General features: G+C 43.5%; 13 protein-coding genes. 9 read left to right on the forward strand and 4 right to left on the reverse strand.

The annotated features are described in order from the left end of the window. Positions 1-12 precede the first annotated feature (12 nt). Positions 13-1758, reverse strand: a complete 1746-nt coding sequence (sppA, locus tag SY85_RS22135; protein ID WP_066407827.1) for a signal peptide peptidase SppA — start codon at positions 1756-1758, stop codon at positions 13-15. A 59-nt stretch (positions 1759-1817) separates the two neighbouring features. Here sppA and folK point away from each other — a divergent pair, with 59 nt between their 5' ends. From folK to SY85_RS22155, 4 genes are all read left to right on the forward strand, one after another. Then, positions 1818-2300, forward strand: a complete 483-nt coding sequence (folK, locus tag SY85_RS22140; RefSeq protein ID WP_066407828.1) for a 2-amino-4-hydroxy-6-hydroxymethyldihydropteridine diphosphokinase — start codon at positions 1818-1820, stop codon at positions 2298-2300. A gap of 55 nt (positions 2301-2355) precedes the next feature. After that, entirely contained in the window at positions 2356-2988 is a 633-nt protein-coding gene (locus SY85_RS22145; protein WP_066407831.1) for a deoxynucleoside kinase, read from the forward strand. 361 nt (positions 2989-3349) lie between these two features. After that, entirely contained in the window at positions 3350-4618 is a 1269-nt protein-coding gene (locus SY85_RS22150; protein WP_066407832.1) for an MFS transporter, read from the forward strand. A 221-nt stretch (positions 4619-4839) separates the two neighbouring features. Continuing rightward, complete coding sequence (locus tag SY85_RS22155) at positions 4840-5736, forward strand: MBL fold metallo-hydrolase (protein ID WP_066407835.1); 897 nt, start codon at positions 4840-4842, stop codon at positions 5734-5736. Here the strand turns inward: SY85_RS22155 and SY85_RS22160 are convergent, their stop codons facing one another. Both SY85_RS22160 and SY85_RS22165 read right to left on the reverse strand, forming a co-directional pair. Further along, on the reverse strand, positions 5737-6018 hold the full coding sequence (locus tag SY85_RS22160; RefSeq protein WP_066407837.1) for a DUF4242 domain-containing protein: 282 nt from the start codon (positions 6016-6018) through the stop codon (positions 5737-5739). Positions 6019-6048: 30 nt separating this feature from the next. Next, entirely contained in the window at positions 6049-6519 is a 471-nt protein-coding gene (locus tag SY85_RS22165) for a YkgJ family cysteine cluster protein (RefSeq protein ID WP_066407839.1), read from the reverse strand. 232 nt (positions 6520-6751) lie between these two features. On the opposite strand from SY85_RS22165, the gene SY85_RS22170 reads away from it, so the two are divergent. From SY85_RS22170 to SY85_RS22180, 3 genes are all read left to right on the forward strand, one after another. Further along, on the forward strand, positions 6752-7012 hold the full coding sequence (locus tag SY85_RS22170) for a hypothetical protein (protein WP_066407841.1): 261 nt from the start codon (positions 6752-6754) through the stop codon (positions 7010-7012). Positions 7013-7084: 72 nt separating this feature from the next. Then, positions 7085-7870, forward strand: coding sequence for a TerB family tellurite resistance protein (locus SY85_RS22175; protein ID WP_066407842.1), 786 nt, complete (start codon positions 7085-7087; stop codon positions 7868-7870). A gap of 94 nt (positions 7871-7964) precedes the next feature. Then, positions 7965-8696: an EcsC family protein gene (locus SY85_RS22180; protein WP_066407845.1), complete on the forward strand. Its 732-nt coding sequence runs from the start codon at positions 7965-7967 to the stop codon at positions 8694-8696. Positions 8697-8981: 285 nt separating this feature from the next. Here SY85_RS22180 and SY85_RS22185 read toward each other — a convergent pair whose 3' ends face one another. Then, positions 8982-9806: an aminotransferase class IV gene (locus SY85_RS22185; protein ID WP_066407849.1), complete on the reverse strand. Its 825-nt coding sequence runs from the start codon at positions 9804-9806 to the stop codon at positions 8982-8984. A 190-nt stretch (positions 9807-9996) separates the two neighbouring features. Here SY85_RS22185 and SY85_RS22190 point away from each other — a divergent pair, with 190 nt between their 5' ends. Continuing rightward, positions 9997-10302, forward strand: coding sequence for a hypothetical protein (locus SY85_RS22190; protein ID WP_066407851.1), 306 nt, complete (start codon positions 9997-9999; stop codon positions 10300-10302). 113 nt (positions 10303-10415) lie between these two features. Continuing rightward, positions 10416-12161, forward strand: coding sequence for a tetratricopeptide repeat protein (locus SY85_RS22195; protein ID WP_066407853.1), 1746 nt, complete (start codon positions 10416-10418; stop codon positions 12159-12161). The last annotated feature ends 114 nt before the right edge of the window (positions 12162-12275 follow it).

The following is a 12275-nucleotide window of genomic DNA, read 5'->3' on the forward strand; positions in this document are numbered from 1 at the left end:
CAAAGCTAGTGGTTAATGAATAATAAACTGGTACGGTAGTTTAGCCTGCGCACCATTACTAATGCGTTTGATCTCCAGCATTTGTTGGTAAATGCGAAAATTCTCTTCTCCCAGGTGTTGCTTCAACATAGCAGCTGGCTGGTCTTCATTTTTATTCAGCAGCTCGTTGATCCAGCTTCTGGATTCAGGAAACTCACGCAGGCGATAATCCGTCACCTTAGCCATTCGAGCCGCACAAGCAACAGCCTCTTCCAATCCTCCCATTTTATCTACCAGGCCTATGCGTAGTGCGTCTTCGCCACTCCATACGCGGCCTTGTGCAATGCTATCGATATAGGCAATATCTCTTTTGCGTCCTTGTGCTACACGCTGTTTGAACTGCAGGTAAATACGGTCTACCCCTTCCTGCATAAAGTTTTGCTCTGCAGGTGTTAGCGGGCGGTCTACTCCCATATCGGCATAAGTACCTGTTTTTACACCGTCAAACGTTACACCCAGTTTTTCGTTGAAGAAGCCCTTCATGTTAGGTATAACGGTAAACACACCGATTGAGCCGGTAATGGTATTGGGCTGTGCAAAGATGCTATCGGCGCCAGCGGCAATATAATAACCGCCAGAAGCGGCTACATCCCCAAAGGACATTACCACTGGTTTATCGGCTTTGGCTAAGGCTAGCTCTCTCCAGATGTTTTCACTGGCCAGGGCGCTACCGCCACCAGAGTTAACACGGAAGACTATGGCTTTGATCGACTTATCCAAACGTGCTTTGCGCACCAATTTTACAAAGGCATCGCCGCCAATATTCTCCTTGTCACCATCGCCATCTACTATATTTCCTTCTGCATAGATCAAGGCAATGCGATTACTACCACTTTGTTTATAGCTAATGGCCTCAGCATATGTAGAAATTGGCACCAGGTGCAGCTTGTCGTATTTGCCAATACCAATATTCTTTTTGATCTCGTCTTTTACCTCATCATCATACTTTAATCCATCTACCAGTTTGTTGGCCAGTGCGTCTTTGCTGTCTTGTATGGCGCCCGTGTTGGCCAACTGGTGTAACGTGGCGGTATCGATCTTGCGCGCTTGCGAAGCTTTTACTAAAAAGTGGTTATACAGATCGCCCAGCCATTCTACCGTTTGCAGTTTGTTTTCGGGCGTCATTTGTGTAGCACGCAGCGGCTCTGTGGCACTTTTAAATTTGCCAGCGTAAAAGATCTGCGGCTGGATGTTTAGCTTTTCCAGGGTGCCTTTTAAAAACAATAAGTTCACACTGAAACCATTCCATTCAACGGAACCAACGGGGTTGGCGTATAAACGGTCGGCAACGTTTGATACATAGTAAGCGCTTTCCGACATCATATCGCCGTGGGCAATGACAAACTTTTTACTGGTTTTAAAGTCCTGCAGGGCATTGCGCAGTTCTTCGCTGGAAGCGAATGCGTTATTGTTGGAGTTGGCTATAATATAAATGCCTTTAATTTTTTCATCCTCCTTAGCATGGCGGATAATACGAACGACGTCATACAGTCCGGGAATAGCATTGTCGTCGTTAGATAACACTGCCAAGGGGTTGTTTTGTCTTCGCTCCATGAAATGCTGCGATAGGTCGAGTGTTAAAACCGACTTGTCAGCAATTTCGGGTTTTTCATCCGAGGCTAGGGCGCCTACAAAACCAACGATCAAGAACGCGGCAATTAAGGCAAAAACGATCATTGCCAGCAGAGAGGCAAAAAACATCTTGAAAAAGCTTCCCATGGTTGAATTCACTTTATCCTGCAAAATAAAAGATATTTGCCCCCGTTTGGTTACCGCTTATGCAGAATGCTATTTTATTGACAGGAGGGAACATGGGGGATCGTCGCCATTTCTTGGCCAGTGCGCTACATGCCCTGGCGGCACAGTGTGGAAAAATTATTGCTGTTTCAGCATTGTTTGAGACAGAAGCATGGGGATTAAATGATCAGCCACACTACCTAAACCAGGCTGTTGAATTGCAAACGGAACTATCGCCCCAGGCACTGTTAGAGCGCGTACTGGCTATTGAAATAGAGTTAGGACGTGTAAGGGAGCAGAAGTATGGCCCACGTACTATTGACATCGATATTATCTTCTACGGGCAGGAAATCATCCATGAGCACGGTTTAGTTATTCCGCATCCTCATTTACAAGACCGGCGTTTTGTGTTAGAGTGTCTCAATGACATTGCGCCCGGGTTTATGCATCCTGTGTTGCATAAGACGGTACGTACCTTATTGGAAGAAAGCACAGACAGTTTGACGGTGCATAAATTGGTGTAAAAAATTCTTTAAACATCCCTTACTTTGCCGCTCTTTTGAAGAAGGCAGTTTAACGGTGAAGTACAATTTTGTAACTATAGAAGGTAATATTGGGGCGGGTAAGACCACCTTGGCACATTTACTGGCCAAGCATTATAATGCGCGTTTGATTTTAGAGCAGTTTGCTGACAATCCTTTCCTACCTAAGTTTTACGAAAGCCCTAAACAGTATGCTTTCCCGTTGGAGCTGTTCTTCATGGCGGAACGCTTCAAGCAGCTGAAAGAGATCATTCAGCAAAACGAGCTTTTTCAAAGTGTCACTATTTCCGATTACCTCTTTATCAAGAGCCTGCTGTTTGCAAAGGTGACACTGCCGGAAGACGAGTTTCGTTTGTACCAACGCCTGTTTGATATTATTCACCAACAGTTAGTACAGCCAGATATTCTTATTTACCTGCATGCCCCGGTTACAAAGCTGCAGTCCAATATCCGCAAACGCAACCGGCCTTATGAGCAACGGATCCCAGATGAGTACTTATTCAACATCCAGGAAACGTATACCCATTACATTAAGCAGCACAATACGAAAACCTTATTTGTAGATGCGTCGGAAGCCGACTTTCTGAACAATGAAAAGCATTTGCAGGCGATTATTGAAGCCTTGGATAAGGAATACCCTGAAGGGCAGCATTATATTTCACTACCGTAGAACTAGGATTCTTAGGATTGAGAAGGATTAGGAGGAAAGAAGAAAGGAAGGGAATAACGAACAAGGAACAAGGAATGATGAAGGAAGAAGGGAGGAAATGTTCGATTTTCAACGCTCAATAATCAATGATTAGTAATGAATAATTAATGATTATTGAAGAAGATCGGTGCTATGGGAGGAATTGGGAGTAGAGGGGTGTTTAGTTGGTTCCTTATAGTATTCGCCAGGACTTTTACTGATGATATCTTTTCCTTGCCTATCACATACTTATCGCCAATTATTACTTCTGTATTTTTGCACCGGCGAAAGACAATATTAGTCTGGAGTTGCACCACTTCCCTGTATTGAAATTCTAAATAGTATGGCAGATCTGTTAGAGTCGCGTGAGCGTAAGCAACGATTTGAGAGTCTAAGTCCCTTGAAAATTAAGGAATACCAGTATTTTATTATTGCCCGCTTCTTCTACATTATGGGTTTGCGCATGGTAGCCACCGTGGTGGCGTACCAGCTCTTTCAGTTAACCAAATCATCGTTTTCTATAGGCTTAGTAGGATTATCAGAGTTTTTACCGGTGTTTAGTTTAGCCTTGTATGCCGGCTATCTGATTGATAAGTCGGATAAGCGCAAGACATTGTTGCGCAGCACCATGGCTTATGCGCTCTGTGTGATCGGATTTATTTTGATTACGTCGCCCTATTTTCATAAGCATTGGTCGGTAAACGCATTGGCCATCGGCTTTTATGTGATCGTATTCTTTACAGGAGTTATCCGTGCATTTGCGGGACCTACCTTTAGTGCCATCATTGCACAACTAGTGCCACGAGATATCCTGCACTATGCAGCAAATCTCAGTTCTACTTCTTGGCTTACCGCCTCTATATTAGGCCACGCTTCTGCCGGGTTTTTTATTGCCGGATTTGGTGTGCATATAACATTTTATATTATCCTGGCCTATATTCTGATTGGGGTGTTTCTGATTTCCCGAATTTCAAGTAAGCCGGTTTTAGTAAGCAATACAAAGACGAAAGCCTGGGCCAGCGTAAAAGAAGGGTTGATGTATGTATTCCAGCATAAAGTGATGTTGGGTGCTATGATGCTGGACCTGTTTGCTGTGCTATTTGGTGGTGCGGTTGCACTTATTCCTGAGTTTGCCGATAAGATACTTCAAGTAGGACCTAAAGGGTTTGGCTTTTTAAATGCGGCTATTGATATCGGGTCCGCCATCGTTATGATATTTGCCACCTTTTATCCATTACGTAGAAGGCAAGGCACTATATTGTTCTTTGCGGTATTTGGCTTTGGCTTGTGCATCATCACCTTTGGGATGTCAGAGATTTATTGGATGTCGTTTGCTGCGTTGCTGTTAGCGGGTATGCTAGACGCCATCAGTGTTACGGTGCGCAATACTATTTTACAACTGACCACGCCCGACGAAATGAGGGGCCGCGTGGGTTCTGTGAACTCTATGTTTATCAACTCCTCTAACGAGTTAGGTCAGTTTGAAAGTGGGTTTACCTCCCGCATTTTCGGTGGGGCGCAACCGGCGGTGATATTTGGAGGTGTAATGACTACGTTGGTGGTTGTTATTACCTGGTTTAAATCGCCGGGGTTGCGGAAGTTTGAGTATTAGGGCCCCCTGTCCCCCGAAGGGGGCACTTAGGTCATAGTCTTTGTTTTTATAAGACCACTCATTTAAGTATAACATTATATATAAGAGAGCGCCGATAATGGGCGCTCTCTTATTATGGTTCATGTCTAAAGATGTTTATGCAAGAAAAGTTTATTGAACCTAAGTGCCCCCTTCGGGGGACAGGGGGCTTTTTTCGTATCTTCATCTAAACCTTTTCAACTATGCATCGTCGTTCCTTTTTACGCAATACAGTACTTACGGCTGGAGTGCTTACATTGGCTCAACAAAAGTTATTAGCTGCCTTTGTAGATGATCCCTGGAAAGTAAATATGCTGCGTGGCAATGTGGGCATCTTCACTGAACGTGGGGGCACCATTGGCTTTCACTTAAGTAATGACGGTATTGTAGTTATTGACTCGCAGTTTCCCGATCAATCAAAACACCTGATAGATGAACTAAAGAAGCGGTCCGATAAGGCCATTCGTTATTTGTTCAACACGCACCATCATGGTGATCATACTTCTGGGAATATTTCATTTAAAGGATTAGCGGAACATGTGGTAGCGCATCAAAACTGTTTGCAAAACCAGCAAGCTGTAGCCCAGAAAAATAAGACAGAGGATAAGCAGTTATATCCAGATACCACGTTTACTGACGACTGGAAAACCAAGGTAGGAAAGGAGAAGATCAAATTGCAATACTTTGGTGCTGGGCATACGAATGGCGATACCATCATCTACTTTGAAGAAGCCAATATTGCTCATATGGGCGACCTGGTATTTAATCGCAGGCATCCGTTTGTAGATAGAACGGCAGGAGCGAATATACAAAGCTGGATACAGGTGTTGGATAAGGCCGCTAAGAAGTACGAAAAAGATACCCTTTATATTTTCGGTCATGCGGCAGATGGCTATGAAGTAACAGGCACAAAAGATGATCTAGGCAAGTTCAAAGACTACTTAAATCGTGTACTTGACTTTGCTCGTCAGGAGCAAAAGGCTGGCCGTTCTAAAGAAGATTTTCTAAAGAACAAAGAAATCCCAGGCGTTGTTGAATGGAAGGGCGACGGTATCGAACGTCCATTAACAGCCGCTTGGGAGGAGGTGGCAGCTGGATAGTTATAAAGGCTGATAGGCGGTAGCAGGGCTGATCATCGTTGCTACTTCTTCTACCCGGTTAGCAGGGAAACCGCCTTTTTGTGCGTGTTCTAAAATCAATTCTTTATTGGCTGCATTATAAATGCAATAGATCTTGTCGTTGGTAACAAAGCTTTCCACCCATTCTATATCCGGACCCATTTCGTCCAGTACGGAACAGGACTTCTGCGAGATAGCACGTAACTGATCCTGGCTAAACTGTCCTGCGCCAGGAATTTCTCTTTCGATGACATAGCGTGGCATAATGTAAAGTTTTGTATAAGGTACAAAACTTTATTTGGCGTTGTTAGCCAAACGATCTAAAACATAAAAAGTTATGGGACAGAACGATGCATTCTTTAAAGTGAGGGCCTGTCTCTTGATCAGAACATCCTCATCGGTGTAAGGGAAGCGGGCGCAATCGGAAGGGCGCACATCATAAATGCTACAGAAGTTATCGTCTCCTAAAAAAGGACAAGGGGAAGCTTTTACTACAAAATCGCCTTCATTATCTACATTAAGGTACGTTTCAATAAACGCGCTTTCCTTCATGCCCAGGTGTTTGCTGATGCGCTTGACGTCGGGTGTTTTAAAGCGGGGCGAGTAGTTTTTGCAGCAGGCCGCACATTGCAGGCAGTCAATTTTTTCAAACGCTTCTTCGTGAAGGTCGGGTAGCTGCTTCAGTACCTTGTTCTTATCGGCACGTTGCAAGAACTGTTTGAACTTTTTCTGACTTTCTTTTATTTTTTGCTGGGTCAACTGCATAGAAAACGCTTCCGGAAGGAGGTTGGCAAAGGTAAGCCAGTTCTGAAGCTCTTAGGGCTTCTAAACGTTAATATTCTACTTCTGAAAGCAGTTTGGAGTAAGGGATTACTATCTTAAGGTTATCTGTCAAACGCAATAATAGTATCGTTCTTATTTTGAATAAACGCAGTGCTCTTTGCTAAATACCTGTGCTTCGGCATAATAGTAGCTGCTTATTTTATAAACTACGATTATGAGCACATTTTTCTTCAAAGCCACCGAACTCAAAACTGACAGCACCCGCATACAGGAATGCCTTGATTCTTTGAAGCGGGAAGGAGCCATTGAAAAATGGGAGATTGATCCGCATAGCGGCGATCCGATTGTGGCTGTAGATACCTTAAAAATAAGTTCTGAAGAGCTGAAACATAGAATACGCGAAGGTGGTATTGACGCGGACTTTTCAGAACCGCCACAGCGTCGTACAAAAGATCGCCCGCAAGGTCGCCCATAATATGGGGTTATGCCATTTCATGGCATACTTTTTTAGCCCTTCCAGGACAATCTTCAAATTCAACTAAGAAACATGGAGCAAGGAACACCAACAATATTGGAAGGGTATAGTGACATGGAAAAAGGTGCCTACCTGGGCGCCATTGCTTCACTTGCAACAGCCGATAGGAGTGCAACGGAAGAGGAGTTGGCCTATATAGAGGCGTTATGTGAAGGAGCAGAACTTTCAGAAGAACAGAAAGGCCTTATACAGAAAGCAGCTATGGAGCCTATGGCTGATGATGATTTGAAACGGTGTTTGGATGTTCTAAAAAACAGTGATCTGCGCTTTTCATTGGTCAGCGACCTGATTGCTTTTGCTGGAGCCGATCAAAACTACTCAGAGGAAGAAAAGCAGAATGTAGAAAAAGTAGCCAATTATTTAGGAGTTAATCAGCAGCAATTTTCTTTATTAGACCAGTTTACTAAAAAGGCTGTACAGGAAGCTCCGGCGCAAGCACAAGCCTTGCAAGATGGTGCTACACAGCCCCAAAACTTTTTGGGTGGCCTTGGATTTGGAGATAAGCTGAAAAACGCCGGTATTAATACCAATGGATTGCTGAAAGGTGCACTTGCTGTTATGGGGCCTATTATACTGGCACAGCTATTTCGCGGTGGCCGTAGAGGAGGAGGTATGATGGGAGGTGGCTCCACAGGTGGTGGACTTGGTGGCATGATGGGCGGCGGTTTATTAGGAGGATTATTAGCAGGTGGAGGTCGCGGTATGGGCGGCGGTTTATTTGATATGTTAGGCGGCGGCCGAGGCTTTGGAAATGCCGGCGGCATGCTTGGAAGAATACTCGGTGGCGGGCGCTTCTAGTTTTTCATTGTACAGTATTAAGTTTTAGTTTTCTAGAAACCCCACCAAGGGCCCTGCGTACAGCGCGGGGCTTCTTTTTTGCTATAGGTTTCTTATGCAGTACGATCAGGTGGCTTTGAAAGAAATGAAACAGTGGCAGCGAAACATGACGCGCCGACCCAGCATCATGAACCGGCTGTCAAAGGGAATGCAAACAAAGCTCAACAGTTATATTCCGGAAAAAGTTCATAACGTAATTACGACCACCATCAAGCAAATGATCCGAGGGGTATTGTTTGGCGCCCAACACATAACCCGACAACCAACACAGTACAGTTCTTTATTAGAGGCCGATGAAACGGCCCAGCGGGCCATTAATGGTTATAAACATGCAGCAGCCGCTGAAGGTGGTATAACAGGAGCGGGCGGTATTTTACTAGGATTGGCAGACTTCCCTATTTTCCTCAGTATTAAATTAAAGATGCTTTTTGACCTGGCCAGTATTTATGGTTATTCTGTTAAAGACTACAAAGAGCGTGTATTTCTCTTGCATATTTTTCAGTTGACCTTTAGTAGCCAGCAGCACCGGCGTACTGTATATGCGCAAATGGTTAACTGGCAGGAACAAAAATTAAAGTTGCCGGAAGACATCCACGAATTTGACTGGCGAAATTTTCAACAGGAGTACCGCGATTATATTGACTTAGCCAAGATGGCGCAACTCATTCCTGGCATTGGTGCCGTGGTGGGGTTTGTGGTGAATTACCGGCTTACGCAAAAACTGGGCTATATGGCTATGAATGCTTATCGTCAACGCTGGATGGAGGAAGGAAGGTGGGGGAATTAGCTGATGAGGGTTGACAGGTTTACAAGTTGATAAGTTGAAAAGGAGAGGAATATTGAACAAGGAACAAGGAATGATGAATAATGAGTGATGAGTGATGAGTGATGAGTGATGAGTGATGAGTGATGAGTAATAAGAGCAGGAATGTTCAATGGAGAGAAGGAATTGGTAAACGAAAAAGCACTCCTTCAAGTGGAGTGTTTTGTTGTTTATTGGTCTAATTGTAAAAGTTAAGTATCGTGGCAAAGCTGGCCTCTGTGCGACAGTATTCTCCCCCCCTCGGGAGAGTTAGAGGGGGCCTTGCAAGTCCTTCAACATCTTATACAATTGCTGAGTTACTGGACCGGGCTTGCCATTAGCAATGGGTTCACCATCAATGGTGGTTACTGGCAAAACTTGTTTGGTAGTGCTGGTGATAAAAACTTCCTGGCTATTCTTTAATTCCTGTAAGGTGACAGGCCTTTCTTCAACCTGGAATTTATGCCTGGCCGTAGCAATTAATTTTTGCCTGGTGATGCCTAATAAAATATTTGAGTCGGGGGTTACAACGACACCATCTTTCACGATAAAGATGTTAGCTCTTGGACATTCGCTGACAATGCCGTTCAAATGATACACTACATCATCGGCTCCTTGCTTACGCAGGTGTGGTTGCAGCCACACTGCCATAGCATAGTTGATACTTTTTACATGCGGCAGTGTGCGCAGGTGTTCATAGATGGCTAAATGGATACCTTTTTCAAAAGCTTCAACCGATGGCAGGCTTAATGGTAATTGGGTTATGAGCAAGTTGGGCGTGGCTATCGTATAACCGTCAGGCGAGTAGCCACCTGTTAGGGTTAAACGAATACCCGAAGTGCCCATATTGTTATGTTGAATCAGTTCATGGATAATGTTACTTAAGCGTGCTGGCGGCTGTTGTATCGGTAGGTGCATTTGTTCCGCTGAATAATAAAAGCGTTGCAAATGTTCCTCTAAAAAAACAGGTTGATTATCTATTGTTTTCAGGTAGTCAAATACACCATAGCCACGCTGAATAGCCAGATCGCTGATATGAAGATTTGCGTTGGCTTCTGTAACAAAACTGTCGTTGATATAGGTCCACCGGTTCATAAGCAGATGATTGAATTAAAGATACAGCTTCAATCAAAACAAAGCGGAAACCTTTTATTCATTCAAATGGAGCAAATACTTCCGTATTTATACTGGCTTACTTGACCTGTTGTTTTCTAAAGGTTACATTTGTTATGGACTCGTGCCCTTTTTAACATTAGCTCGTTTTTGTATTCAATAAACCTTAAAAATGGCTGTTATGTTTATTGTTCGCGAGATATTCCACCTGCAATTTGGGCGTTATAAAGAAGTCAAAACGCTTTTAAATGAAGGCCTTCAAAAGCATCTTTTGTTGCAACCTAATGGTAGCCGTGTATTGACAGATTTTACAGGCGAGGGGTACCGCCTGATCATTGAATTACCTTATGCTACGTTGGCAGATTATGAGGCCGATTTAAAAAGGGAGCTAGGTACTTCAGATTTTCAAGGTTGGTATGAAAAGTTTAAGCCTCTAGTGCGTTACTCCGAGCGAGAAGTGCTGCGACAAGTAAATTAGGCCAGGTGCAAGTTGTCATAAAGATTAAACAACGGAATTGATGTTTGCTGACAGCACTGCCATACTGTTTGAAAGTACAAGTTTGTAACTTTTAATAACCAAAATAGGTTTTCATGAAAAGCTTCATCCTTCTGTTGCTGGCATCCTTTTGCTGTGCAGCTTTCATCCATCTCAAAACGACCAACTCACTTATTCGTATAAAAGCGACAAATCAAAGCTTGCAGAAAGCGCCTGTCAAGACTGTTGTTGGTTGCAGTCCAAACTTAGCTGCTATCAATTTCAGTGATAGTGCTAACCTGATACCGCTATTGAAAGGATGGGGCAACCACCGTATGCCCATTACGGTACAAAACGACAGTGCTAGTATCTACTTCCAGCAAGGTATTAACATGTATTATGGTTTTCATATCATTGAGTCGCTTTCTTCTTTTGAAAAAACCATAAGCTTTGATAGCAGTTTTGCTATGGGCTATTGGGGTAAAGCGTTGGCTTATGGGCCTAATATAAATGATCTGGGATATACCGCTTCTCCGGAAGCGCTTCTGGCCGTACAGAAAGCAAAGGCCCTTTGCACCAATTGTACGCCGGTAGAAAAAGCTTTGATTGCAGCCATGGATGTTAGGTATAGTGCTGATCCTGCACAAACCAGAGAACAACTGAACCAGGCTTATGCCGATGCAATGAAGCAGACCTATAGTACTTACTCAACTAATTCTGATGTAGCTGCTTTGTATGCTGATGCCTTAATGGTGCAACACCCCTGGAATCTTTATGACCGGAATTACGATCCTAAACCCTGGACACCTCAGATTGTGCAGGTGCTGGAAAAAATTATAAAACAGTTTCCTGACCACCCGGGTGCCAGCCATTATTATATTCATGCAGTAGAGGGATCTAAGCAACCGGAGAAAGCTTTAGCTGTGGCTGATCGACTAGGAGGAATGATGCCAGGCCTGGCACATTTGGTCCATATGCCATCTCATATTTATATCCGTTCGGGTTATTATAATAAGGGTGTAGAAGTAAATGACGCCGCTATAAATGGCTATTACAACTATCTTTCTCACTATCCTGCTACTGTTAATAGTTCGTTTCTATACCTTATGCATAACCGCCATATGCAGGCAGCCTGCGCCAGTATGGATGGTCAATATGCTACTGCAATGAAATATGCTAAACTAACAAAGGAAAGTGTAGATAGCGGCTTCCTGAATTCAGGTGGTTATTTCGGGATGTATGGACAATATATGTACTCCACACCCTTGATCACCCAAATTCGTTTTGGAAAGTGGGATGATATTTTAAAAGCTCCAGCAGTTCCTGATGCCTGGGCATATGCCAGTAGTATGCAACACTTTGCTAAAGGTTTAGCCTATGCAAGGCGTAAGCAGTTTGATCAAGCCTATGCAGAACGATTGAAAATGATGGATAGCATTCAGAGTGCATTGTTGCAAGAGCATCCAAAAGCGTTCAATGCCGGTAAAGAAGCTATACAGGTTGCAGAAAAAGTATTGCAGGGAGTAATGGCGGAAGAGCGTGGTATGTTAACACAATCCATTAGTTTTCTGAAAGAAGCTGTTCAGGAAGAGGAAGGTATGTTATACAATGAGCCTAAGGATTGGCAGTTACCTGTTCGGCACTATTTAGGTAGAGTGTTACTAAAAGCAAAGTTGTATGCAGAAGCAGAAAAAGTTTATAAAGAAGACCTGAAGATCAATCCGAATAATGCGTGGGCGCTGACTGGTTTAAAAGAAGCCTTTGAAAAACAAGGTAAGCGGCAAGAAGCGTTGGCAGAAGAGAAAAAAGCTATAAAAGCGTTGGAGCGAAGTGATATCAAGATGACAGCTTCTGCTTTTTAAATAGTATAACAAAAAAGCGCTACGATCGTAGCGCTTTTTTGTTTTTTTATTAGCTGTGTATTAAAGTAAAGAATCCCAATCTCACGTGTCATTTTTCACGTCTCACGTTCTGTA

The sequence above is a fragment of the Flavisolibacter tropicus genome, from assembly GCF_001644645.1.
GTDB lineage: Bacteria > Bacteroidota > Bacteroidia > Chitinophagales > Chitinophagaceae > Flavisolibacter > Flavisolibacter tropicus.